Consider the following 24,421-nt stretch of genomic DNA (forward strand, 5'->3'; position numbering starts at 1 on the left):
GTTACGCGTTCTTGACCGTACGTTAACGGGGCTTTACGCGGGCTTAAGCAAGAACCGGAAGAATGGAACACGCCGGCAAGACGGCCTGGTAAAGCGACGACGGGGGACGAGGATGACAGAGGGATTAGGCAGAAGGGGCGGAGAGGCCACGGGGACCCCTGAACTTATCAGGGGCTACTTCGACCGCATCGACAAGGGCGACCTCCTGACCCGACGGCAGGAGGCACAGCTCGCCCGGAGGGCGCGGGAAGGCGACGGGCGGGCCAGGAGCAGGCTCGTCGAGAAGAACCTGAGGCTGGTGATCAGCGTCGCCAAGAGGTACCGCGGGATGGGGCTGCCCTTCGAGGACCTGATCCAGGAGGGCAACGTCGGCCTCATGAACGCCGTCGGCAAGTTCGACCCCGAGAAGGGCTTCCGCTTCTCCACGTACGCGACGTGGTGGATCCGCCAGGCCGTCCAGCGCGCCGTCGCGGACAAGGGCCGCACCATAAGGGTCCCCGTCCACACGGGGGAAAAGATCCGGAAGATGTCCCGCGCCTACAACGATCTCTCCGCCCGGCTCCCCCGCCAGCCCACCGACGAGGAGGTCGCGGAGCTTCTGGGATGGGACCCCGAAGAGGTGAGGTTCGTCAAAAGCGCCATGTCCGACGCCACGAGTTTCAACCGCCCGCTCTCGCCCGACGGGAGCGGGGGCGAGGTCGGCGAGCTGATCGAGGACACAAACGCGCCCGACCCGGCCGGGGAGACGATGCGCGCGCTGGCGATGGCGCGGTTCGAGGAAGCCGTGGAGGCCCTGCCCGAGCGCCACCGCCACGTTCTGCTGCGGCGCTACGGCCTCGACGGCGGGGATGCGTCCACGCTCGCGGCGCTCAGCGCAGAGATTGGCGTCTCCCGCGAGCGCGTCAGGCAGATCCAACGCGAGGCCGAGGAGATCCTGCGCGAGGGCCGCCACGGCGAGTTTATGCGCGCCATCGTCGCCTAGCGGGTTCCCGGCGGACTGCGAGGCGGCCTTAACCGCCCCTTTGCCGAAAGCTTACGACGGGATGGCCGGGCTTAACAGCCCGCTGGAACAATATGACCGTCGACGACACCGGCCGCGCCCACCAGGGCCGGAAGCCGTGCCGCGTAGGGCAACGCGACAACGCGAACCTTTAGGAGGAAAGATGAGAAAGAGGGCCGTTGCCCTGCTCGCGGCGCTCACCCTGGGCGTCGCGGGCTGCGGTGAGGCCAACGCCCCGGAGCGGCAGGACGAGCCGCCGCGGGAGAGGAGACGACCCTGTCCCCCGGTGAGCTGAACGACGAGGAGACCGCGGGCGAAGCGCCCGAGAAGGAGCCCGCCCTGCGGGACGACACGGTCGCCCGGTAACGCAGAGGGACTTCGACGCACAGAGGAGGACGCGAGATGACACACGGTAGGTACGAGAGGCGAGGCCCCCGGCCGGTCAGGCGGTTGTGGGTAGTCTTGCTGGCGGCGGGTTTGCTGGCGGCCGGATGCGCGGGCGGAGGGGCAGGTGCGCAGGAGGAGGACGCGCAGGCGGAGCGGGAGGCGCCGGCCGGGGACGTCTCGCCGGTTGCCGAGGTGGCCCGTCGCATCGAGCCCAGCGTGGTGCAGGTCAACGTTTCGTCCATCCAGACGTCTCCCTACGGTCCGCAGGAGGCGCAGGGGTTGGGTAGTGGGGTGGTCTACCGCGAGGACGGCTACGTCATCACCAACAACCACGTCGTCGAGGGCGCCGACACGGTCAACGTCGCCTTCGCCGACGGCTCCGTGGAGAAGGGGGAGGTCGTCGGCGGAGATCCGTACACCGACATAGCCGTGGTCAAGGTGGATAGGGTCAACCTGCCCGCGGCCGAGTTCGCCGACAGCGGCGACCTCGTCGTCGGCCAGCTCGCGGTCGCCGCCGGCAGCCCGTCGGGCTTCCAGTCCACGGTGACCTCCGGCATCATAAGCGGCCTCAACCGCGAGATACCGCCTGAGATCACCGGCGGCTCCCAGCAGAGCGCGCTGGTCGACCTCATACAGACCGACGCCGCCATCTCCCCGGGCTCCTCGGGTGGTGCGCTCGTGGACCGGACTGGGAGCGTCATCGGCATCAACGTGGCCTACCTGCCCCCGGCCCAGACGGGCGCCGTCAACTTAGGCTTCGCCATACCCTCGGCCACCGCCACCGACGTTGCGGACGCGATCATCGAGGACGGCCGGGCGGAGCACCCATACGTCGGCGTCTCGTTGATCGACCTGACCCCGGAGATAGCCCGCCGCTTCGACGTCTCCGTCGAGTCCGGGGCGATCGTAACCGGCGTGGACCCGGACGGCCCCGCCTCGGACGCCGGCATCGAGCCGGGCGGCGTGGTGACCGCCGTGGAAGGCGAGAAGATCACGAGCACGGGAGACCTGCTCGCGGCCCTGCGCCGCCACGATCCGGGCGACTCTGTCGAGCTTACCGTGGCCCGCGAGGGCGAGGCGCGCGAGTTCACGGTCGAGCTAGAGGGGAAGGGGTAGGCGATGGGCGCGAACCAGGAGAACAACCCGGAGGTTTGGAAGCTCAACGCCGGCCGGCTGCTCTCGGGCTTCGCCCTGGTCTTCTGCGTGCCCGTAGGCGCCCTGTTCGTCTCGATAGCGGCGGGCGCCGTGGGTATATTCCTCGGCACGGCGGGCTACGCGTTGGGGGCCAGAAGGCTCGGCTCCCTGGCCGTCGTGCTCTGCACGGCGGCCATGTTCGTCGGCCTGCTCGTCGGGCAGGGCGTGATCCCGGGCGACGCCTACGACCGCGCGGTGGACGGCTGGTTCCGCAACATGCCCACCGACCGCTTCACCGAGGAGTGAGCGGGTGAAAATGGGGGATCTATCTCAACGTCCGCCGGGGCCACCGGCGGACGTTGCCCCGTTCGTCCCCGCCGGGCCCGCGCGGGCCCCATCCCGCACGGAGACGTCTCCCACTATCGCTGGCAGCCAGAGGCTCAAGACGTTCGCGGCGGCCGTACTCGTGGCCGTGTTCGCGTCGGTGGCGGGCTGCGGCGTCGGCGGGGGAGATACGACAAAGCAGGACGGGGATCAAGCCGGACAAGACGCGTCGGTAACGATCCCGGCCCCGGGGGGCGAGGCAACGGAGCCTGGAGACGACGGCTTCGTCGCGTCTGCAGGGAGCAGCGGCGGCGAGGCCGGGGCTGCGGACCGGATCGAGGGGGTACGGTTTAGGATCTTCGACGACTACGAACGCCTCCTCATAGACTTCGGCCGGGAAGGCGGGTCCGCCGGCGTCCCCCGTTGGTCTGTCGAAAGCCCCGCGCAAGGGGGCTACGTCCGCCTGGACTTCCCGGGTCTCGCCTCGACGGCGATCACGGACGAGGACTTCGTCGGCTCCGTGCTCGACGAGCTCTACGTGGTCCGCGACCGCGGCGGCGGGCTTTTCGCGGACGTCTTCGCCATGCACGAGTTCCGCTACCGGGTGACGGAGCTTCCAGGATCCGGGCAGCTCGCCGTGGACTTCCGCGGGGTGCGCGAAGAGCTCGACCTCCCGCCGACGACGGGCTACAAGACGGTCGTTCTGCAACCCCGCGAAGCCGAAGAGGTCGACAGCCCCGTCTCCGTGCAAGGCTACACCCGGCTCTTCGAGGGCCAAGTGACCATCTCTTTGCTCTCCCGCGAGCGGGAGGTGCTCTCCTCGAAGACGGTGCGCGCCAACGAATGGGCGGCGGTCTGGGGTCTCTTCGAAGCCACGCTGGAGTTCTCGGACTACGAGGGCCTGGCGACGCTGCGCGTCGGCAGCGGGAGCCCGCGGGACGGCTCCTTCGTCGGAACGGAGACCGAGGTCTTCCTCGAAAGTTCCGGCCCGGGATGAGCCTCACGGGATGCTTACCGTTTCTTTACGGGAACCTTGCCGCCGCTAACGGCGCCCCCGGCGTCGGCGTCTAGCATCACTCATCAACGGAGTAACAGCGCATCCTACGGTCGGCTGCGCGGAGAGGAGCGTCATGGGACAGCGGAATCCGAGCCGGCAGGCAACCGTGGGCGGGGGCTTGAGCAGGAAGGGTTTCTTGAAGGTCGGGGGGACGGCCCTCGCCGGGGCGACGTTGCTCGGGACCGGGGCGCTGGCCGGTTGCGGCGGGTCCGGAGATGATGCTTCCGGGGCGACCGAGTTTACGTTCTCGTTCGGCCCGGACAACTCCGGCAGCCTGGAGGAGATCGTGCGCCGGTTCAACGAGAGGTTCGAGGGACGCTACAGGGCCAACTACCGCGTGATGGCCGCGGACACCGGCCAGTACTTCAACCAGGTCAAGACCGAGTTCCAGGCGGGGGGCGGCGAGATAGACCTGATAGGCGGCGACGTCGTCTGGCCGGCGCAGTTCGCCGCGAACGGCTGGATCGAGGATCTCTCCGACCGCTTCACCGAGGAGGACCGCCGCGCCTTTCTGCCCGCGCCGGTCGAGTCTTGCGCCTACGAGGGCGCGGTTTACGGCGTGCCCTGGTTCACGGACGCGGGACTTCTCTACTACCGCAAGGACCTGCTGGAGGGGAGCGGCTTCTCCGGCCCGCCTGAGACCTGGGAAGAGCTCAAGGAGCAGGCGATGAAGGTCGCGGCCGACTCGGACGCCGAGGACGGCTTCGTGTTCCAGGCGGCGGAGTACGAAGGTGGCACGGTCAACGGCCTGGAGTACATCTGGACCGCGGGCGGCGACGTCCTGGCCGGGGAGGACCTGGGGGACGTGGTCATAGACGGCCCGCGGGCGGTCGAGGGCCTCTCCATAGAACGGGACATGGTCGAGAGCGGCGTGGCGCCCCAGGCCGTCTCCACCTACGCCGAGCAGGAGTGTCAGGCCGCCTTCCTGAACGGGCGGGCGGTCTTCTGCCGCAACTGGCCCTACATGTACGCCCTCGCAGGGGAGGAGGGCCAATCCAACATCGAGCCCGGGCAAGTCGGAGTCGCGCCCCTGCCGGTGGCCACGGGCCGGGACAACAGCTTCAGCGGCCTGGGCGGCTGGAACTTCTACCTCAACGCCGCCTCATCGGGGGAGGAGAAGGAGGCGGCCTACGAGTTCGTGAAGTTCGCGACCGCCCCCGAGCAGCAGAAGTACCGGGCGCTGAACGGTTCTTTTTTGCCGACGTTGCAAGACCTGTACAGCGACGAGGAGATCGTGGACAAGGTCCCTGTCATCGCCCTCGGGGAAGAGGCGATAAAGAACGCCCGTCCGCGGCCCCTCTCCCCTTACTACTCGGACATGTCGCTCGTGATGGCCGAGCAGTTCAACGCCTGCGTCAAAGGCGCGAAGACCCCGCAGGAGACCGCGGACACCCTGGACCGGGAGCTGCAGGAGATAGTGGACAGCGCCTAAAGCGGACTGCAGTGGCATTGAGCCACTGCAGTCCGCGCTGTCGGCTGTCGGCCCGCTCCGGCTTCGCCTCCGCTTTCAGCGGTCGGCTTTTTGTCCTTGCTGAAAGCTGAGTGCTGAAAGCCGACAGCCTTCCAAAGAGGCCCAACCTCTTTGCAAACCGCTCTAGAGCACGTCCTCTACCCGGGGTTCCGTTCCAGGCGCTCGAACCACAGCCTTCTGACGAGGATCCCGACCACCACGACGGCGGGCACGGCGAGCAGGGCCCCGAGAACGCCGAACGCCGCGCCCGCCACCGTCACGGAGGCTACGACCACGACCGGGTGCAGCGAGACCGCCTTCTGCATGACGAGCGGGGTGAGCAGGTTGCTCTCTATTTGCTGGATCGCCAGGTAGGCCAGAAGAACCCACAGCACGTCCCACGGGTTCCCGGCGAACGCGAGCACTAGCGGCGGCACCGCCCCCACGACAGACCCGATGATCGGGACGAAGGCGACGAGACCGGAAAAGACGCCCAGAAAGAGCGCACCCGGCACACCTATGAGGTAGAGCGCAACGGTCGCCAGTACCCCGACGACGACCATAGAGAAGATCCGACCCCGTAGCCAGCCGAGGAGGCCCTCGCGACACTCGGAGAGGATCTCCCGCGTCTCGGGCCTCCTGCCGGGGGGGAACAACCTCACCACCCAGCCCACCACCGGGCCCGGCATCGCCGCCAGGTAGAGGGGCACGAAGAGGAGCACGAGCGCGGCGGTAAAGAGCGAGGCCAGGCTGCCGAAGAGGCCCAGCAGCCCACCCAGGACCCGCCTCGCGGCGCTAGCCAGGGTACTGGGCGAGATCCCACCATCGCCCCCGCCGATCTTCACGCCCAGCCTGCCCGCGAGCCCCCTCGCCCGATCGACTAGCTGCTGCAGCGCGTCCGGCACGGACGAGGCGAGCAGCGTCGCCTCTTGCACGAGGGTCGGCAGCAGCAGGTGGCCCGTGATCCCCACAACGGCCAAAACCGACACGACTATGCCCGTCACCGCCGCGGGCCTCGGTACCTTCCTGCGATACAACGCCTCAACCGGCGCCGAGAGCGCCGCCGCCAGCAAGAGCGCCGTCGCGAGCAGGAGGAAGACCCCGGCCACCGCCGCCAGGAACCGCCAGACCACGAGCAACGCGAAGCCAACCAGCACCGCCCGCAACAGCCCCCGGTCCGTCATAGCCCCGTCACCATCCACCCCGGGTCGCGGCGCGGTTCCCTCCCCGCCGATCGAAACTCGCACATGGCATCGACCTTATCATGGGCCTCGGCACGAACCACGGCTCCCTGTTAAGGCCCTGTCAAGGTCGCGTAAATCTCCACGATACATGGCGCCCGGAACCTTCTCCGCAAGCTCGAACACGAGAACGCCGATTCCCTGCCAACCCCCTGGACATACCTGTGGGCGAAATTCTTGACGATGAACGATGACCAGTATAGGGTAGGGGGGTATACTAGAGATTGACAGAGACGGCCGCAGGAGGACGCATGTCGGGCGAAAGTGGCAGGAGTACGGTCGAGTTTCCGGTGGCGGGGATGACTTGCGCCTCTTGCGTTCGGCGGGTGGAGAAGGCTCTGGGTCGGGTGGACGGCGTCGAGGAGGCGAGCGTGAACCTCGCCACGGAGAAGGCAAGGGTCTCCGTCGATCCGTCGGTGGTGGGAGGGGAGGATCTCAAGTCTGCGGTCGAGAGGGCCGGCTACGGGGTGCGTGAGGTCCCTGCCTTGGCTTCCGGTCCGGGGGACGGCGGGGCCGTGGGCGAGGTCTCGCTGCCCATCGAAGGTATGACGTGCGCTTCGTGTGTGCGGAGGGTGGAGAGGGCGCTGACGAAGGTGCCGGGCGTGAGTTCGGCGACGGTGAACCTGGCTACCGAGAAGGCGAAGGTCGAGTACGACGCGGCTGGCGGGCCGGGTATCGACGAGTTGCGGGCCGCGGTGGAGGGGGCCGGGTACGAGGTCGGCGCGGTTGAGGAACCCGATCCCGGGACCGGGAGGGCTGCGGTAGACGACAGCGGTGACGTTCGGGACCTCGAACGGGATCGGGAGCTAAAGGATCTCAGGAACAAGTGGGTGGTGAGCCTGGCGCTCGGGGTCCTGATGATGGCCGAGATGTACCTGCCTTTCGGGCCCGGGATGGAGGTCATGGCGCCGCTGCTGTTGATCCAGGCGACCATAGTCCAGTTCTGGGCCGGGGCTACTTTCTACAAGACGGCCTGGGCATCCGCCAGGCACGGCGGCACCAACATGAGCACGCTCGTCGCGGTGGGGACGAGCGCGGCTTACGGGTACAGCGCGTTCGTTACGCTCTGGCCTGGGTTGAGCGCCGCTTGGGGCTTCCCGTTCTACCTGTACTTCGAGGTTTCGGCCATCGTGGTCGGGCTGGTCCTTCTGGGGCGGTGGTTGGAGGCGCGGGCCAAGAGGCAGACCGGGGCGGCGATCAAGGCGCTGATGGGCTTGCGGGCGAGGACGGCGCGCGTGGTCCGTGACGGTGTCGAGAGGGACGTTCCGGTCGAGGACGTGCGGGTCGGGGACCTCGTGCGGGTGCGGCCGGGGGAGAAGGTGCCCGTTGACGGGGTGGTGGTCGAGGGGCGTTCGACGCTCGACGAGAGCATGTTGACGGGGGAGAGCCTGCCCGTCGAAAAGACGGTCGGCGACGCGGTGATCGGGGCCACGCTCAACGAGACCGGGGGCTTCGTCATGCGGGCGGAGAAGGTGGGAGCCGAGACGGCGCTCGCCCAGATCGTGCGCCTCGTCGAGGAGGCGCAGGGCTCGAAGGCCCCGATGCAGCGCCTCGTCGACACCATCTCCTCGTACTTCGTGCCGGCCGTGCTCGGGCTCGCGGCGCTCACGTTCGGGGCGTGGCTCGTCGCAGGTCCTTCACCGATCCTCGCGCTGACGGCCGCGATCTCGGTCCTCATAATCGCCTGCCCGTGCGCCCTGGGACTGGCCACGCCGACGGCCATCATGGTCGGGACCGGCAAGGCCGCCGAGAACGGCATCCTGGTCCGCGGCGGCGAGGCGCTGGAGACGACACGCAAGATAGACGCCATCGTCCTCGACAAGACCGGCACCCTGACGCAAGGGAGACCGTCGGTTACGAGACTGATCCCTGCCGATGGTTTCACCGAGCAAGACCTGCTGCGCCTGGCCGCCGCCGCGGAGGTCGGTTCCGAGCATCCCCTCGCCGGGGCGATAGTCGCGCGGGCCGGGGAGGCGGGCCTCGACCTCCCGAAGCTCGAAGCCTTCGAGTCGATCACGGGCAAGGGCGTGAAGGCTGTGGTGAACGGCCGCGAGGTACTCGTAGGCAACCGGGCACTGTTGGAAGGTTTCGGGGTACATCTCGACGGGATGGAAGACCTGGCCGGGGACCTTGCCCGCGGCGGAGCCACGCCGATGTACGTCTCCGTGGACGGGAGGGGAGCGGGCCTCGTCGCCGTCGCCGACGCCCCCAAGCCGGAGTCGCGCGAAGCGGTCGAGCAGCTCGGCGCTCTGGGCCTCGAAGTCTGGATGCTCACCGGCGACAACGAAGTTACCGCCGGGGCCATAGCCGGGGAGGTCGGCATAAGCTCTGACCATGTACTCGCCGAGGTGTTGCCTGGGGAGAAGGCCGCGAAGGTTGCGGAGTTGCAGGGGCGGGGGAGGACCGTTGCGATGGTTGGGGATGGGATCAACGACGCCCCGGCGCTCGCGCGGGCCGACCTCGGCGTCGCGATAGGGACGGGCACCGACGTTGCGATGGCGGCATCGGATATCACCCTGATCGGGGGTGACCTCAGAAACATCGTCACGGGCATCGCGCTCTCTCGCAGGACGGTGGGCAAGATCAAGCAGGGGCTCTTCTGGGCCTTCGCCTACAACGTGGCCCTGATCCCGGTCGCCGCCGGCGCCCTTTTTCCTTTCTTCGGGGTTCTACTGAGCCCTGTCCTGGCGGCGGCGGCGATGGCGATGAGCTCGGTGAGCGTGGTGACGAACGCCCTGCGCCTGCGCTCCTTCGAGAGGCCCCACAGCGCGAAAGAGATCCTGCACCCGCCCTTGCGCGCCCGCCTCTCGGAAGTCGCCTACCTCGGCGCCATAGCTGTCGTCGCCGCCGGCATCGGGGCCGCCGCGCTCCTCCTCGCCCCGGCCCAGCAGTACGACATGGCCCCGAACGCTGGCGCCATGCAGAATGGTCCCGGCGCCGGCGGACACGGGAGTGGCGAGTGAGGTTTACCTACCTTCGGAGAGGACGAAGACGATGACAGAGCACGTAGGACAGGCGCACGGCTACATAAAAGAGGGAGACAAGGAGAAGCTCAAGAACCGGCTGCGGCGCATCGAGGGTCAGGTGAGGGGGGTGCAGCGAATGGTCGAGGAGGAGGCCTACTGCGTGGACATACTCACCCAGATCAGCTCCTACATCGCCGCCTCCGAAAAGGTGGCCTCCCTCGTCCTCCGGGACCACATGGACCACTGCGTCAGGGAGGCCGTCACTAACAACGAGAAGGCCGACGAGAAGATGGCCGAGTTGGCGGAGGCCGTGGAAGGGTTTATGAAGAGGTTTTGAGGCACTGGGTTTCAGGTATCAGGTTTTGCGGTGGAGAGGAGTGACGGAGATGGCGGAGACGAGGGTTTTGCGGGTGCCCGATATGAGCTGCGGGCACTGCGAGATGAGCGTTCAGGAGGCCCTGGACGAGCTCGACGGGGTGGAGCGGTCGAAGGCCGATCACACGACGGGCAGGGTCGAGTTGTCCTACGATGGAAGTAAGGTCACCGACGAAAAGCTCCAGGAAGCCATCGAAGAGGCCGGTTACACGCTCCAGGCCTGAGCTACAAAGCTATCAGCTTTTTGCTCTTGCTGATAGCTGACCGCTGATAGCTCTAAAAACCTTCGTTCGTCTCGGCGCCGCCGTTCTCCGTGACCACCACCTTCGCGACCCTGGGGCCGTCGATCTCGTCGACGCGCAGGAGGTGGCCGTCTATGCCGACCTCGTCGCCGACTTCGGGGGCGCGGCCCAGGGCGCCGAGGACCAGGCCGCCGATGGTCTCGAAATCCGCGCTCTCGAAGCGGGAGCCGAGGGCGTTGTTCACCGTGGGGATGGGGGCGCGGCCGTCGATGGCGTGGGAACCATCCGGAAGTTTTTCGACGTCCGGCTCCTCCTCGTCGAACTCATCCCGGATCTCGCCGACTATCTCCTCCAGGATGTCCTCTATGGTGATGAGGCCCTCGAAGGAGCCCCACTCGTCGATTACGACGGCCATCTGGATCTCCTGCCGCTGAAAATCCTCCAGGATGTTCTCTATGGAGCGGCTCTCGGGGACGATGATCACCTCGCGCGCAAGGTCCCTCGCCGTAACGTCTGACCCGACGTCGCCCTCGGGCCCGACGGCGCGCAGCACGTCCTTGACGTGGACCGCGCCGATAACCCTGTCGGGGGCGTGCTCCTCGTGGACCGGGTAACGGGTGTAGTTGCCGGCCCCGACCACCGGGATCAGGTCTTTGAGCTTCAGGTGGCCCGGGATGGCGACGACGTCGGGGCGGGGGACCATGATCTCGCGCGCCGGCGTGTTCTCGAGGTTGAACACGCCCCTCAGCCGGCTCTCTTCGTCCCTCTCCAGCACGCCCTGTTCGGTGCTCTGGGCGATCAGCTGGCGGATCTCCTGCTCCGAATGGGTGTCGTCGCCCTCCGAGGCCGGCGCCACCCCCAGGGCGCCCGTTATGGCGTTCGCCGTACCGTTGAAGACTATGGTGAAGGGCAGGAGCAGGTAGTAGAAGAACCGCATGAACGGTGCCACGAACAGCGAGGTCCCCTCGGCCTTCTGGATGGCGAAGGTCTTGGGCGCGAGCTCCCCGAAGACCACGTGCAAAAAGGAGGCGATGAACAGGGCTATGGCTATGGCTATGGGGTGCAGCAACGACGCCGGGATGCCGAGCGTCTCGAGCAGGGGCTCTATGAGGTTCGCGATGGCAGGCTCGGCGAGGGCGCCGATGCCGAGCGAGCAGACCGTGATGCCCAGCTGGCAGACGGCGAGGTACTGGTCGAGCTTCTGCTGGGCCACCTTGACGAGGCCGGCGGAAGGCTTGCGCTCCGCGACCAGCCGGTCAACCTGTGTCGCCCGTATCCTCACGAACGCGAACTCGGCGGCCACGAACAGGCCGTTCAGGGCAACGAGCAAGAGGGCGGCCAGGATCCTCAAGATCGGCAGGCCGGCGGACGCTACAAAGTCCAGGATGACTCCTCGAAAGTCGGGGGGCGCCCCCTGAAGGGAGGCGCGCAGATACTAAATGTTTCGTCTGTGTCCATTAACGCGACGCTGAATATACCATCCGTAACCCCGGTCCGAACCCGCCCCTCAGTACAGCAGCCGCTTGTCGAGCACGTTGACGAGCTCTTTACCGGCCAGGTAGCGCCCGAGGTTCTCGCAGAAAAGGTCAGTCTGGGCGGCGTTTATCAACTCCGGCACGACGTCGGTCGTGTGGGCGCTCACGATCACGTTCTCCATCTCCCAGAGCGGGCTCTCCTCCGGCAAAGGCTCGACCTCGAACACGTCGAGCGCGGCCCCCGAGAGATGCCCGCTACCAAGGGCCTCGACAAGCGCGGCCTCCTCCACGACCTTCCCGCGCCCGACGTTTGCGAAGTAGGCGCCGGGCTTGATGGCCGCGATGGTCTTCGCGTCGAACAGCCCCTCGGTCTGAGGGGTGCCAGGCAGGGTCAGGGCGACAAAGTCCGCCTCGGCCAAAACTTCGTGCAGGTTCTCCGTCTCATACAGCCCGTCGAACGAATTCCATGCGGCGTCCTCCTCGCGCACGACTCGCTTCACGCCCACGACGCGCATCCCGAAGGGGCGGGCCCTGTCGGCTATGGCCCTTCCTATGCTACCCGTCCCGACGACGCACAGCGTCTTCCGCTCCAGCGTTCCGGTCGTCCCCTGGCGCCAGGTCTTCGCCGCCTTGTCCTTTCTCAAGAGGTCGAGGTCCTTGACGTGCTGGAGCATGCCCATCAGCACGAACTCGGCGAGCGGACCGGAGTAGATGCCGCTGGCCGTCGTCACCACGACGTCCGTATCCACGAGGCCCGCGGTCCGCGCCACCTCCCCGGCCCCGGCCATGCTCCCCTGAACCCACCGCAGCTTCGGAGCGACCTGCATCAAATCCCCGACGTGCCCACGCGGGAAGTCGTAGAGCACCTCCGCCTCGGCGAGCATTTCGAGGAACTCCTCTTCTTGCTCCGGTGACCGACCCCACCCTCGGGACCGTTGTGGTCCCCTCCCAGCGGGGCGGCGGGACGAGGTCGGGCCGGTAGAGGACCTTCAGCCTACCGTCCACCCCCCGAATGCGGCGGACGAACTCTTCCTCGAAAAAGCTCGATATGACCACCGTGGGCAATGCGTCTCCTTTTGTCGTGTGTCAGCTAGTCAGCATTTCAGCTAGTCAGCTTAGACCTTTGCGGGCCGCGGTGCCGTTCGCGCTCGCGGCAGCCTCGAGCGGGAGGCTTCTATGGGGGCCGTGATCTTCCAAAAACCTGAAAGGTTGACCAGCCGAAAGCGGAGCCCGCAGGGCGCAGCGTGCTGAAAGTGGAGGCCAAAGGCCGTAACGTGCTGACAAGCGGAGGCGAAGCCGCAGCGTACGCGGCGACCGAAGGGAGGAGCATTGGACGAACGGATCGACGTGCTGGATGAGGCCGGGGGGCGCACCGGGGAGGTGGTCTGGAAGAGCGAGGCGCACCGGCTGGGGCTCTGGCACGGGTGTTTCCACTGCTGGATCTGCGCGCCAGCAACCGGAACCGGCGGTCCGTTCTTGCTCGCCCAGCGCCGCGCCGCCGAGAAGGACACCTGGCCGGGATACCTGGACGTAACCGCGGCCGGGCACCTTGCAACGGGGGAAGAGCCCCTCGACGGGCTGCGCGAGGTCGAGGAGGAGCTCGGCCTGCCGGTCCACCCGGACAGGCTAGTCCCCCTCGGCACCCGCCGCGTCGAGCTCGAGATACCCGGCGGACTGGACCGGGAGTTCCACCACGTGTTCCTCCTCCTGGAAGACACCCCCCCGAGAGACCTCCGGCTGCAACGAGAAGAAGTCGAGGCCGTGCTCCGCATCGACCTGGACGACGCCGAGATCCTGTGGAGCGCGGGCTCCGCGCCGGCCCGCGAGTACCCGGCCGGAGCACCCTTCGACACGCGGATCGTCCCCGAGGACTTCGTCCCCTACGAAGACGACTACCTGCGCCAGGTATCCCTCGCCGCCCGGCAAACCCTGGCCGGAAACCGTCCCGAGAAGATCTTCTAGAGCGGGTTTTCGGAAGCTGATCGCTTCCGAAGACCGCGCCATCAGCGATCAGCCCGCTTCGGCCTTACGGCCTACGCTCTCAGCGGTCAGCTTTTCTGTCTTCGGCTGACCGCTTTTCCAGACAGGTTCACTCTCTTTGCAAACCGCTTTAGAGTGATCCTAAGAACACAAAGCTGACAGGCCGAAAGCGAGGCCTGCGGAGCAGGCCGAAGCGGGCTGAGAGTGGAGGCGAAGCCGCAGCGGGCTGACGAGCCGCGAAGCGGCGTGCTCCCTACCCCAGCTCCCCGAGTTGGCGGACGGCGAGGTCCGCCTTCCAGCCCGCGCTCCTGGCGTCCCGCGAGACGTTCTCCGCGTGGGGATCTACCGCCCCGGCATTCTCGACCAGCTCCAGTAGCGCGTGGGTAACGCCGGCGGCGAGGTGCGTGGCCGCGGCGCCGAGCGCCCTGCCGCCCTTCGGCAGCCCCGGCACGTTACAGACGGCCAACGTCGCCAGGTCGGCGCAGGCGAGCGCAGCCTCGATGGTCGAGTCGGACGTTCCATCTGCGGTTTCGGCCAGTGAAGCCAGGCGCCGTCCGAGGTCCGTGGCGAGCCCCCGAACCGTCTCTAGACGCAGGTCGTCTTCGGGGCCCGACCGGCACGCCTCCACGAGAAGATCCGCCGCCACGACACCGGCCGACGCCACGCTAACGCACCCGGGAGCCATCACGATATTCTATCCGAAGCCTGAGAGCCGACCGCCGATAGCCCTACCCGGTCTCTATTCGCCGGTAGCGGGCCACGACGAACATGAAGAGGCCGAAGCAGGCAAGGCCGGCCGCGACGGCGCCGAGGAGGTAGGGGCCGAAGGGTTGGCTTGCGAGCGCGGAGAGGGCGCCGCCGAGGCCGCGGGCCCGGCTCGGGTCGAACCGGAGCGCCGCCTGCACGAGAAAGACGCCCATGACGCAGAAGACGACCCCCCTGGCGGCGTGCCCGAGCCGGCCGGCGCGCCTGGTCCAGGTCCTCTCTGCGGGTCCCATCTCGCCGGGCTTGAGCTTCTCCATGAACTTCGCGTCGTAGGCCCGGTAGAATTGGAAGAGGCCTATCGCTACGATCCCCACGCCGGCCGCGACGGTCAGGTAGCGGCCGAGGGGCTGGCGCAGGAGCGTCGCGGTCCAGTCGTCGGGCCCGCCTCCTCCACCGCCGCCGGACCCCAGGGCCACGCCTCCCACGCTCACCGCCAGGGCAACGTGGAACAGGCCGTTGACGACATGGTCAGAACGCTTGACGACCCCCTTCGCGTCCCTGCCCTCGTTCTCCGGGTCGAGGACGCCCTGAAAGAGGCGCCACACCGCGTACCCGAGAAGGCCAAGGGCGACGAGGCCGAGCAAGACCCTCCCCAGCGGCGCGAGCAGAATCGTCTGAAGCGCCCCCTCCTGTCCCGCCGCCTCGCCGCCACCGCCCAACGCGGCCCGAAAAGCGAGCACCCCCACCAGCACGTAAACGACCCCGTAGGCCGCGTACCCGAAGCGGGCCACCCGCCCGATCCAGGGCCTCGCCTCCCTGGCCGCCCGCCGCGCCCCGTCCTTGGCTTTGGACATCCCACCCCGCGCCACCCAAACCCCCTTACGACGTATCCACGAGATCGGCCCATAGCCGGGAGTCAAAAGCTAAAGGCTGAAAGCCGGTAGCCCTCAAGACGTATCTATGTGCCGGTGTCTGGCGACGAGAAACATGAAGGCGCCGTAGATCATCAGCCCCGCCGCCACCGCGGCGAGCATGAAGGAGCCCAAAGGTTGCTGTTGGAGGGTCTCCAGGGCCCCGCCGAGGCCCCTGGTCTTCTCCGGGTTCGACTGGTAGGTCGCCAGGAGCACGAAGGCCCCGGCGAGGCCGAGGGCCAGGGCGCGGGCGGCGGTGCCGACGCGGCCGGCCAGCGTCACGCCGAACTCCTCCGCGCCGTGCATCCGGTGGAGCTTCAGCTCGCCTTTGAACTTCGCCCCGTAGGCCGCGTAGAGCTGGTAGAGGGCGACGCCTATCACGCCGATACCGACAAGGGTTACCAGAATCCTGCCGAGCGGCGGCTGGTAGGCCATGACGCTCGCGGCCATCGCGTCCTCCGAGCTGTCCTCCGCCCCGAAGACCGACTGGGCCGCGGTGTAGGCCAGGGCCGCGTGGATCGCCCCGCTCCCGACGTAGCAGACGCGGCGCACGACGCCGTGGGCGTCCGAGCCCCTGTCGTCCGGGTCCGTGACCCCCTGCACGACTTTCCACGCCGCGTACCCGAAGAGCCCGGCCGAGAGAACCACCAGCAACAACCCCCCGAGCGGCTGGGTCCCGATGCTCTGCATGGCGCCGTCGGGGCTGGCGGTCTTCCCGCCCATCCCGAGCGCCTCGAGCATCGCCAGCAGGCCGATGGTGGCGTAGACGACGCCCTTCGCCACGTAGCCGAACCGGGCGAAGGCGTCCACCCAGGGCCGCGCGTGCCTGGCCGCCGCCTCTGCGCGATCCTGCACCTCTTCGACCGGCGGACCCGCTCGTGCCACCCGCTACCCCCTTCGTTTTCGGACGAGACGCCTGCGGTCCCGCGAGCACTTTACACCCGAAGGGATGGCTCTGTCGGAATCGGCGAGTGTAATGCCGATGTGGAAACCAACCCGGCACGAACCAACCCGGCGCGATATATTGGGGCCATGAGGGTCGCTCTCGCGCAGATCAACACCACCGTAGGCGACGTGTGGGGCAACGTCGAGAAGATGACGGGCGCCGTGGGGCGGGCCGTGGACGCCGGCGCCGAGCTCGTCGCCTTCCCGGAGCTCACCGTCACGGGCTACCCGCCCGAGGATTTGCTGATGCGCCCGAGCTTTATCCAGGAGAACCTGGAGGGGCTGGAGACGTTCGCCAGGACGGTACCCGAGGGGATCACTTGCGCGGCAGGTTTCGTCGACCTGAACGGAGACCTCTTCAACTCCTGCGCCGTAGTCTCGGGCGGGGAGATCCTCCACCGCTACCACAAGCGCTACCTGCCCAACTACGGGGTCTTCGACGAGAACCGCTACTTCAGGGAGGGTTCGGGGGCGCCGATGATCCGGACGGGCGGGGCGCTCGTCGGGATCAGCGTCTGCGAAGACATCTGGTACCCGGGGGGGCCCGCCCGCGAGCAGGCGCTCGCCGGCGCGAGCGTGCTGCTCAACATCTCGGCCTCCCCCTACCACCGCCAGAAGGGCGCCTTCCGCGAGAGGATGCTCGGCGTCAGGGCGTCAGACTACGGCTGCTACGTCGTCTTCTGCAACCTCGTCGGCGGCCAAGACGAGCTCGTCTTCGACGGCCACTCTGTTGTCTTCGACCCCGAAGGGCGCCTCGTCGCCAGGGCGAAGCAGTTCGAGGAAGACCTGCTCGTCGCGGACCTCCATCCTTCGGAGTCGCTCATACAGCGCCTCCACGATCCCCGTCCCCGCAAGGAGAACCCGGAGCGGGAGCCCGAGATCGTAAGCGTCCCGGACCACCACTCCGCCGCGAAAGACGCCGTCCAACCGCGGGTCGAGCCGTACCCGTCCGAGGAGGGCGAGGTGCTCGAAGCGCTCGTCCTCGGCCTGCGGGACTACTTCCAAAAAAACGGTTTCTCGCGCGCCGTGCTCGGCCTTTCGGGGGGGATAGACTCCTCGCTCGCCGCGGCGGTCGCCGTGCGCGCCCTCGGGCCGCAGAACGTCACGGGCGTCCTCATGCCGAGCCGCTACACCTCGGACCTCTCCAACACGGACGCCGTGGCGCTCGCCAAGAACTTCGGCATCGACACCCAGACCATCCCCATAGGCCCCGCCTTTGACGCCTACGGCGAGATGATGCGGGACGCCTTCAAGGGGCTGCCCGAAGACGTCACGGAGGAGAACCTGCAGAGCCGCATCAGGGGCAACATCCTGATGGCCCTCTCCAACAAGTTCGGTTGGATAGTGCTCTCCACCGGCAACAAGAGCGAGATGAGCGTCGGCTACTCGACCCTCTACGGCGACTCGGCCGGCGGCTTCGCCGTCATAAAAGACGTCCCCAAAAACCTCGTCTACCGGGTCTCGCACGAGGTCAACAGGGTGGAGGGGCGGGAGATGATCCCAAACTCCGTCCTCGATAAGGAACCCTCGGCCGAACTGCGCGAGGACCAGCGCGACACCGACTCCCTGCCGCCCTACGACGTGCTCGACCCGATCCTCGAGGCGTACATCGAAGAGGACAAGGGCATCTCCGAGATCGTGGCCTCGGGCTACGACGAGGACGACGTCCGTCGCATAGTCGGCCTCGTCGACCGGGCCGAGTACAAACGCCGCCAGGCCCCGACCGGCATAAAAGTGACGGGCCGCGCCTTCGGCCGCGACCGCCGCATGCCCATCACCAACCGCTACAAAGAACGCAAGAGTTAGCGGTCCGCTTCGCGAACCGCGCTTTCAGCTTTCAGCCGTGAGCTTTTTCATGGGTTGCGGAATCTTCTGTTGAATTCATGGCTTCTTCCGTCGGACAAAAATGTAGCCAATCGCTTTCGACTACCAGGCTTTAGCTGAAAGCTGACGGCTGAAAGCTCCCTACACCACGTCCCGTCTGCTGAAGACGAGCGCGGCGACCACCACGAAGACTATCGCGTACGCGGCCACGACCAGCGCCGCCTGTCCCGGGTCCACGGGCGGGTTCGGCGGGGAGAAGGGGCCTTCGGCGAAGGAGTTGGCGAGGAAGGTGGAGTTCTGGCCGGGGAAGAACTCCCTGGCGTCCTGGAAGGCTTCGTTCTGGATCGGGAGGCTCAGGACCAGAGTCTCCAGCACGAGGACGTAGACGAGCCCGAGCCCGACCGAGAGCGCGGTGCTCCTGAAGAGCGTGGCGAGTAATGCCCCGAACGCCGCCCAGAGCGTGAGGATCAAAACCCCCGAACCGAAGGCCCGGACGAGTTCGCCGGCCGGCGGCCAGCCAACCGGGCTCCCCTCCAGGCCGGCGATGACGTAGCCCGCGGCGGCGCTGCCGACGAAGACCGCGATCACGAACAATACGAGGACCACCCAGAGCGCCAGGAGCTTGCCGCCGAAGACCTGGGGACGGTTCGGGCGCTGGGTGACGATCGTCTTGAGCGTGCCCCAGCCATACTCGCCCCCCACGACCAGGGTGCCCAGGATCAGGGCTATGGCGCCTCCCAGGTTGCCGAAGACGGGCATGGTGCTGGAGACGAGGTTCTCCGGTAGCAGGGACCGGAGTTGATCCTCCTGAAATTGCCGTTCCTGCTGCTGGATCTGCTCCCTCTCCCGCTCCGGGATGTCCTCTGGCACGGGGGGCGACGGGGCGTTTACGAGGAAGACGTAGACCACCGCGTAGCCGACGATCACCGTCAGGACCAGCCAGATAAGGCCGAGCACCCACACCGCCGGCCGCCTGCGGAGCTTGAGCGACTCGGCCCTGAAGCTCGCGCCCACCCTAGACCGTCTCCCCGCCGGTGAGCTCCAGAAAAGCGTCCTCCAGCGAGCGCTCCGCGAACCGGAGCTCGCTCACCCGCAGGCCCGCCGAGACGAGCTTGGCGTTGATCTCCGCCGCCCGCTCGGGCCCCGTCGTCAGCCTGAGTACCCCGTCGTTCGTCTCCACCCTCTCGACCCCCTCCAACTTCTCCGCTATCTTCGCCGCCTCTTCCACCGGCTCGGCCCGGACCAGGAGGGCCTCGCCACCGCGCAGGTCGGTGACGGCGCCTTCGGAGATCAGGCGTCCCTTGTGGATCACGCCCACCCTGTCGCAGACTTGCTCGACCTCGCCGAGAAGGTGGCTGGAGAGAAGTACCGTGCGCTCACCGGTGCCGAGGCGCCGGATGAGGGACCTCATGTCGGCCATGCCCTTCGGGTCTAGGCCGTTGGTGGGCTCGTCCAGGATCAGGAGCTCCGGGTCTTTGAGGAGCGCCGCCGCCACCCCGAGGCGCTGCTTCATGCCCAAGGAGTATTTCTTGTACCGGCTCTTTGCCCGGCCTGCGAGCTCCACATCCTCCAGCACCTCGGCCACGCGAGAGTTCGGGACGCCGCAGTAGCGGGCCATGACCTTGAGGTTGTTCTTTCCCGAGAGGTAAGGATAGAAGGCCGGCGACTCGACGAGGGCGCCTATCTTCGCGAGCCCGCCCGGCGTGCCGGGGCTCCGGTCGAGCACCCTTGCAGACCCGCCGGAGGGACGCACGAGGCCGAGGAGCATCTTGAGGGTGGTGGTCTTGCCCGCGCCGTTGGGCCCCAGAAAACCGTAGACTTCGCCCCGCCTGACGGCGAGGTTCAGGTCGTCGACGGCTGTGATGCCGCCGTAGCGCTTGGTAAGGCCCCGGGTCTCGACCAGCAGGGACGCATCCGGCGTCCTCTCTTCCGGGGACTGCGGAACGTGTGTAGCCAAGCGCGGCCTCCTCTGGGGGTTACGCCCCGTATTCTCGCCCAGCCCGACGGGCGTGTCTAATCCTCATCGGAGTATGTAAAGGAGAGGTTAAGCGGTTGTCGGAAAGCCGAAAGCCGACCGCTGAAAGCTGAAAGCCACCTAACCCCTACCCTGAAACCTGAGCTGGACCGTGGTGCCGCGGCCGGGGGCCGAGATCGCGTCGAAGTCCGCGCCCACTTCTTTTGCGCGCTGGCGCATGTAGTCGAGGCCGAGGCCCGGGGGAGGGTTCGTGGTGTCGAAGCCGCGGCCGTCGTCCCGGACGCGCACGAGGAGCAGATCCCCGACAAGCCTGGACTCCAGGCGCATGTTGCCCGCGCCCGAGTGCTTGGCGACGTTCCAGAAGGCCTCGACGAGGAACCTGTAGACAGCGGCGGTCTCCATCGGGGAGAGGCCGTCGAGCGGGGCCTGGAGGTCCTCGTGGGTCTTTATCCCGAAGTATTCCTCGAACTTGACGAGCCGGTGGCGGAGGTACTCGCGGGGCCTCAGGGACCCCTCGCCGTGGATCGAGGTCTTCAGTTCGTCGTAGGGCCGCGAGACCTGGAACTCCGTCTCGCGCGAGGCGCGCAGGGCGTTGGAGACCATCTGCGCGGCCTCGTCGTGCTCGCCGCGGCGGGCGGCGTCGAGCGCTGAGCGGAGGGTCAGGGAGACGCCGTGTACTCCCTGCTTCACGGTGTCGTGCAGCTCGGAGAGGACGCGGCCCCCCTCCAGCCTGCGGGCGAGCTCTTCCTGCTCCTCGGAGAGCCGGCGGGAGGCCGAGGAGACCAGGGCGACGCGCAGGGCCAGGTAGAGGAAGACGATGGCGCCGCCCGCCGCAGCGTAGGAAGGCAGGGGAGGGTGGGTCGCCCCCCAGAGGAGCACGACGGCCAGATGGACCGCCGGGGAGAGCGGTCCGAACCAGAACAAGAAGACCCGCCAGGGCTCGATCCTCGCGCGTACTTCGGGGGCCACGGGTGAGGCGTCGAGCGCGGCGAGGCCCAGGCAGGCGAGGCCGAGGACCCAGATCATGTCGGGCCAGCCGGCGTTCTCGTAGGAACCCGTGGCCCGCGAGGCGAGGTAGAGCCCGTCGGCCACCGCGAACGCCAGAAAGCCCAAAGTGAGCGCCCCCGTGAACGGCGGCTTGCCCGGCGCCGAAAGGACCACCAGGCACAGGAAGAGCAAGGCGGCGTCGAAGAGCACCCAGGAGAGAACCGAGAGGACCTCCCACGAGCCCGCGGCGCCGGTCGCGGAGACCGCCGATCCGAGGAAGAAATACCAGGTCAGGACGCCTGCCGAGAGCATGATGCAAAGGGCGTCGAGCCCTGTTACCAGCGTGATCCTCCTGGTCGCCAGGCCGACTAGAAGCAGCATGGCGGCGACCAGCAAGAGGTACGAGACGAGGTAGGCGGCGTGCTGGTAGGACGCGCCTTGCGTGCCGAGCTGGCCCCCTTGCAAACCGGACCAGCCGAGGTCCCCCAGGAAGTTCGCGACCACGCCGCCGCCGAGCAGGCACCAGAGAAGACGCTGCCGCCCTCCCGCGCCGGTGATGGCATGCCCGAGCGAGAACATCACGAAGACCGCCGCGCCAATGTAGAGCGCGTTAGCCACCAGGAAACGTTCCCCCGAGCCGGCCGGCAGCGTCGCGAAGAAGAGCGCGCCGAAGACCCAGCACGCGAAAACCGCCATGTAAACAGCCTTCGTTCCGCGCGGGGTACGCGACTTCAACGTATCCGTGACCTGCACCAACCGTCCTCCAGAAACCGGTCGCCCCCATCGTACCAATCGGCGGTCCCCAGGGCCAGCCCTCGACTGCTAAAGTTGTGCCTTCGGACGGAGAGATCGGGAGGATCGCGTGGAATACAGGCGTCTGGGAGAGACGGGGCTCATGGTCTCGGAGTTGTGCCTCGGGTGCATGACGTTCGGCAGGGAGGCTGACGAGGACGACTCCAAAAAGCTCGTCGCCCGCTTTCTGGAGGCGGGGGGCAACTTTGTAGACACGGCCGACGTCTACACCGAGGGCGTCTCCGAGGAGATCACCGGCAGGGCCATAAAGTCCGTCCGCGAAGAGGTGGTCCTCGCCACGAAGGTCCGCTTCCCGATGGGCGATGGCCCCAACGACGTCGGCCTCTCCCGCAAGCACGTCACGAAGGGCTGCGAAGACAGCCTCAGGCGCCTCGGCACGGACTACATAGACCTCTACCAGGTCCACTGCTGGGACGAGGCCACGCCTCTGGAAGAGACCCTCGGGGCCCTGACCGACCTCGTCCACGCCGGGAAGGTCCGGTACATAGGGGTCTCGAACTTTACGGCGTGGCAGATCATGAAGAGCGTCGGCCTCAGCGACGGTCTGGGTTTGGAGCGGTTCGTGTGCCTGCAGCCGCAGTACTCCCTGATCGAGCGCAACGTGGAGTACGAGATCCTGCCCGCCTGCCTCGAAGAGGGCCTCGGCGTGATCCCCTGGAGCCCCCTGGGCGGCGGCTTCCTCTCGGGCAAGTACCGCCGCGACGGGCGCCCGCCGGAGGACTCGCGCATCGCCGGCGCCCAGGAGGAACAGGAGGAGCACTGGGACCGCCGCGCCACCGAACGCAACTGGGACGTCCTCGACGTCGTCGGCGAGATAAGCGAGACGACGGGCAAGTCCTACGCCCAGATCTCGTTAAACTGGCTCCTCCGCCAGCCGGCGGTAACGGCCCCCATCATCGGGGCGCGCACCACCGAACAACTGGAGGACAACCTCGGCGCCGCGGGCTGGGCGCTCGACGAGGACCAGGTTAAAAGGCTCTCGGAGGCCGGCGCCCTGGAGGACACGTACCCTTACCGCTTTATCCGCAACGCGCAGAGGGTTTAGCTGTCGGCTGTCAGCTTTCGGCCAGGGAGTGGGTTTGGGAGGATTTGGTAAGATCGTAGCATGGACCTGTACTCTTTTAGCGTCCGTTTGACCCCGGCGGCCAGGGAGCTTCTGCGTCCCGGCGAGGCGCTGGTCCTGGACTGGCACAGGATGGCGATCTGCTGCGCGGGCGCCGGTGAGGCGAGCCTCTACGCGACTTCTGAGGAGGGCGCCAGGGGGCGCAAGGGGCTCGTCCGTTTGAAGGGGGATGATCCGATCTACGCCGCCCGCGCCATCTTTCCCCACCTCGCCGGCCGGGAGGTGCTGCTCGACGCCCGCAAGACCTTCGGCCTGCGGCGCTTCACGTCCAACCTGCCGGGAGACTTCGGGCTTCGGGCCGTCATGGGCTACCTGCCGGAGCCCGAGAAGACCGCCCGCTAGCCGGAAGGCACCGCCGGTTGGAAAAGGCTGTTCCGGTACCGAGCGCCTCGATACATCCGGCTATTAACACTGCAATCCACCCTACCTGCGATCCCGCGCGGGTGGTAGGACGAGCGGGGTGGATGTTTCCCCGCGTATCTTGACCGTTCGCCGACGCTTCCCCCGGCCTGGTCACGGAGAACGCCTCGTCGTCCTCGTTGCCGCGAACCTCGCGCTGCGCCATCTCTACCGTCCTTCCCGACGGTTTTCGGCCCCGATCGTTCACTCCGTGGTACACCACGCGAAGGCGTGTCGTTGGTCGGACAGGAGGGCGGAGGCTTGAACGGGGAGCTAGATGCGGCGGTCGGGGCGGCGGAGGCGGCGGGAGACTTGCTGCGCGAGGGTTTCGGCCGGCAGAGATCCATCAGGTACAAGGGCGAGGTCGACCTCGTCACGGAGATGGACGAGAGGGCCGAGGGGGCCATCAGGGAGGCGCTGCTCGGGGCTTTCCCCGACCACGGCATGCTGGCAGAGGAGGGCGGCTCCCTGTCGGGCGGCGGCGACGCGCGTTGGATCGTGGACCCCTTAGACGGCACCACGAACTACGCCCACGGGCTCCCCGTCTTCGCCGTCTCGGTGGCGCTCGAAAGGTCTGGCGAGGTCGTCCTCGGCGTCGTCCACGACCCGATGAGGGGCGAGACCTTCGTCGCGGAGAAGGGCCTCGGCGCGACGCTGAACGGCGAGGCCCTGACGCCCACGGGGGAGGAAGACCTCGCCCGCGGCCTCGTCGCTACCGGCTTCCCCTACGACCGGAACAACGTCCCGGCCGCCCTCGAGCTCTTCGGGACTCTCTCCCTGCGGGCGCAGGGCATGAGGCGGCTCGGCGCCGCCGCCCTCGACCTCTGCTACGTCGCCGCGGGGAGGCTCGACGCGTACTACGAGCGCGGCATCCACGCCTGGGACGTGGCCGCCGGCGCCCTGATACTCGAAGAGGCGGGTGGCAGGATCACCGACTACCGGGGCGGCCCTTTCGAGGTCGAGGGCGGAGAACTCGTCGCGAGCAACGGCCCCCTGCACGGGACGCTCCTCGATTTCACGGCCGGGCGCGGCGGCTAGCGGGGGAGCGTCCGCCCCCGAACGTGTAATAAACTCAATCCTCCGAAAAAGGTTTCCGACAAGAGGGGAG

Annotated in this window: 23 protein-coding genes; 14 read left to right on the forward strand and 9 right to left on the reverse strand. The window is 67.6% G+C overall.

Features of this window, described 5'->3' with window-relative positions:
* Window positions 1–112 precede the first annotated feature (112 nt).
* The 6 genes from GBA63_RS02595 to GBA63_RS02615 all read left to right on the forward strand — a co-directional run bounded on the left by GBA63_RS02595 (window position 113) and on the right by GBA63_RS02615 (window position 5,334).
* Complete coding sequence (locus GBA63_RS02595) at window positions 113–982, forward strand: sigma-70 family RNA polymerase sigma factor (RefSeq protein WP_166173205.1); 870 nt, start codon at window positions 113–115, stop codon at window positions 980–982.
* Window positions 983–1,163: 181 nt separating this feature from the next.
* Entirely contained in the window at window positions 1,164–1,295 is a 132-nt protein-coding gene (locus tag GBA63_RS23890; RefSeq protein WP_266096290.1) for a hypothetical protein, read from the forward strand.
* A gap of 107 nt (window positions 1,296–1,402) precedes the next feature.
* The gene (locus tag GBA63_RS02600) at window positions 1,403–2,503 is read left to right on the forward strand and encodes a S1C family serine protease (RefSeq protein WP_166173207.1); all 1,101 of its coding nucleotides are present in this window, start codon (window positions 1,403–1,405) and stop codon (window positions 2,501–2,503) included.
* 3 nt (window positions 2,504–2,506) lie between these two features.
* Window positions 2,507–2,827, forward strand: coding sequence for a hypothetical protein (locus GBA63_RS02605; protein ID WP_166173209.1), 321 nt, complete (start codon window positions 2,507–2,509; stop codon window positions 2,825–2,827).
* 160 nt (window positions 2,828–2,987) lie between these two features.
* Window positions 2,988–3,842 (forward strand): Gmad2 immunoglobulin-like domain-containing protein, encoded by an 855-nt coding sequence (locus tag GBA63_RS02610; protein WP_207957043.1) that lies wholly within the window; start codon window positions 2,988–2,990, stop codon window positions 3,840–3,842.
* A gap of 178 nt (window positions 3,843–4,020) precedes the next feature.
* Window positions 4,021–5,334, forward strand: a complete 1,314-nt coding sequence (locus GBA63_RS02615) for an ABC transporter substrate-binding protein (protein ID WP_228282272.1) — start codon at window positions 4,021–4,023, stop codon at window positions 5,332–5,334.
* Between the two features lie 176 nt (window positions 5,335–5,510).
* Here GBA63_RS02615 and GBA63_RS02620 read toward each other — a convergent pair whose 3' ends face one another.
* Window positions 5,511–6,536, reverse strand: coding sequence for an AI-2E family transporter (locus tag GBA63_RS02620; protein WP_166173215.1), 1,026 nt, complete (start codon window positions 6,534–6,536; stop codon window positions 5,511–5,513).
* A 308-nt stretch (window positions 6,537–6,844) separates the two neighbouring features.
* On the opposite strand from GBA63_RS02620, the gene GBA63_RS02625 reads away from it, so the two are divergent.
* Genes GBA63_RS02625 through GBA63_RS02635 form a run of 3 tightly spaced genes read left to right on the forward strand, consistent with a single transcriptional unit; the run spans window position 6,845 to window position 10,158 of the window.
* Window positions 6,845–9,556, forward strand: coding sequence for a heavy metal translocating P-type ATPase (locus GBA63_RS02625; protein ID WP_166173217.1), 2,712 nt, complete (start codon window positions 6,845–6,847; stop codon window positions 9,554–9,556).
* Window positions 9,557–9,587: 31 nt separating this feature from the next.
* Window positions 9,588–9,896 carry a metal-sensitive transcriptional regulator gene (locus GBA63_RS02630; protein ID WP_166173219.1) on the forward strand — a complete coding sequence of 103 codons (309 nt, stop codon included), beginning with the start codon at window positions 9,588–9,590 and terminating at the stop codon, window positions 9,894–9,896.
* 49 nt (window positions 9,897–9,945) lie between these two features.
* Window positions 9,946–10,158, forward strand: a complete 213-nt coding sequence (locus tag GBA63_RS02635; protein WP_166173221.1) for a heavy-metal-associated domain-containing protein — start codon at window positions 9,946–9,948, stop codon at window positions 10,156–10,158.
* Window positions 10,159–10,210: 52 nt separating this feature from the next.
* On the opposite strand, the gene GBA63_RS02640 is transcribed toward GBA63_RS02635, so the two are convergent.
* Both GBA63_RS02640 and GBA63_RS02645 read right to left on the reverse strand, forming a co-directional pair.
* On the reverse strand, window positions 10,211–11,527 hold the full coding sequence (locus GBA63_RS02640; RefSeq protein WP_228282274.1) for a hemolysin family protein: 1,317 nt from the start codon (window positions 11,525–11,527) through the stop codon (window positions 10,211–10,213).
* A 156-nt stretch (window positions 11,528–11,683) separates the two neighbouring features.
* Window positions 11,684–12,535, reverse strand: coding sequence for a D-2-hydroxyacid dehydrogenase (locus GBA63_RS02645; protein WP_166173223.1), 852 nt, complete (start codon window positions 12,533–12,535; stop codon window positions 11,684–11,686).
* A gap of 445 nt (window positions 12,536–12,980) precedes the next feature.
* Here GBA63_RS02645 and GBA63_RS02650 point away from each other — a divergent pair, with 445 nt between their 5' ends.
* On the forward strand, window positions 12,981–13,613 hold the full coding sequence (locus tag GBA63_RS02650; RefSeq protein ID WP_166173225.1) for an NUDIX hydrolase: 633 nt from the start codon (window positions 12,981–12,983) through the stop codon (window positions 13,611–13,613).
* Window positions 13,614–13,884: 271 nt separating this feature from the next.
* Here GBA63_RS02650 and GBA63_RS02655 read toward each other — a convergent pair whose 3' ends face one another.
* From GBA63_RS02655 to GBA63_RS02665, 3 genes are all read right to left on the reverse strand, one after another.
* On the reverse strand, window positions 13,885–14,319 hold the full coding sequence (locus GBA63_RS02655) for a hypothetical protein (RefSeq protein WP_166173227.1): 435 nt from the start codon (window positions 14,317–14,319) through the stop codon (window positions 13,885–13,887).
* Between the two features lie 40 nt (window positions 14,320–14,359).
* The gene (locus tag GBA63_RS02660) at window positions 14,360–15,205 is read right to left on the reverse strand and encodes a DUF1206 domain-containing protein (protein ID WP_166173229.1); all 846 of its coding nucleotides are present in this window, start codon (window positions 15,203–15,205) and stop codon (window positions 14,360–14,362) included.
* Between the two features lie 78 nt (window positions 15,206–15,283).
* On the reverse strand, window positions 15,284–16,132 hold the full coding sequence (locus GBA63_RS02665; RefSeq protein ID WP_166173231.1) for a DUF1206 domain-containing protein: 849 nt from the start codon (window positions 16,130–16,132) through the stop codon (window positions 15,284–15,286).
* Between the two features lie 147 nt (window positions 16,133–16,279).
* Between GBA63_RS02665 and GBA63_RS02670 the strand changes: the two genes are divergently transcribed.
* A complete protein-coding gene (locus tag GBA63_RS02670; protein ID WP_166173233.1) occupies window positions 16,280–17,998 on the forward strand; it encodes an NAD+ synthase in 1,719 nt (572 codons plus the stop codon).
* A 159-nt stretch (window positions 17,999–18,157) separates the two neighbouring features.
* Here GBA63_RS02670 and GBA63_RS02675 read toward each other — a convergent pair whose 3' ends face one another.
* The 3 genes from GBA63_RS02675 to GBA63_RS02685 form a co-directional block, all read right to left on the reverse strand.
* Window positions 18,158–19,030 (reverse strand): ABC transporter permease, encoded by an 873-nt coding sequence (locus GBA63_RS02675; RefSeq protein ID WP_166173235.1) that lies wholly within the window; start codon window positions 19,028–19,030, stop codon window positions 18,158–18,160.
* 1 nt (window position 19,031) lies between these two features.
* Window positions 19,032–19,973: an ABC transporter ATP-binding protein gene (locus tag GBA63_RS02680; RefSeq protein ID WP_166173237.1), complete on the reverse strand. Its 942-nt coding sequence runs from the start codon at window positions 19,971–19,973 to the stop codon at window positions 19,032–19,034.
* Between the two features lie 138 nt (window positions 19,974–20,111).
* Window positions 20,112–21,674 carry a sensor histidine kinase gene (locus GBA63_RS02685; RefSeq protein WP_166173239.1) on the reverse strand — a complete coding sequence of 521 codons (1,563 nt, stop codon included), beginning with the start codon at window positions 21,672–21,674 and terminating at the stop codon, window positions 20,112–20,114.
* Window positions 21,675–21,840: 166 nt separating this feature from the next.
* On the opposite strand from GBA63_RS02685, the gene GBA63_RS02690 reads away from it, so the two are divergent.
* The 3 genes from GBA63_RS02690 to GBA63_RS02700 all read left to right on the forward strand — a co-directional run bounded on the left by GBA63_RS02690 (window position 21,841) and on the right by GBA63_RS02700 (window position 24,351).
* Window positions 21,841–22,836, forward strand: a complete 996-nt coding sequence (locus GBA63_RS02690; RefSeq protein WP_166173241.1) for an aldo/keto reductase — start codon at window positions 21,841–21,843, stop codon at window positions 22,834–22,836.
* A gap of 60 nt (window positions 22,837–22,896) precedes the next feature.
* Window positions 22,897–23,256, forward strand: coding sequence for a hypothetical protein (locus tag GBA63_RS02695; protein WP_166173243.1), 360 nt, complete (start codon window positions 22,897–22,899; stop codon window positions 23,254–23,256).
* Between the two features lie 318 nt (window positions 23,257–23,574).
* Complete coding sequence (locus GBA63_RS02700) at window positions 23,575–24,351, forward strand: inositol monophosphatase family protein (protein ID WP_166173245.1); 777 nt, start codon at window positions 23,575–23,577, stop codon at window positions 24,349–24,351.
* Window positions 24,352–24,421 lie beyond the last annotated feature (70 nt).

Source organism: Rubrobacter tropicus, assembly GCF_011492945.1.
GTDB lineage: Bacteria > Actinomycetota > Rubrobacteria > Rubrobacterales > Rubrobacteraceae > Rubrobacter_D > Rubrobacter_D tropicus.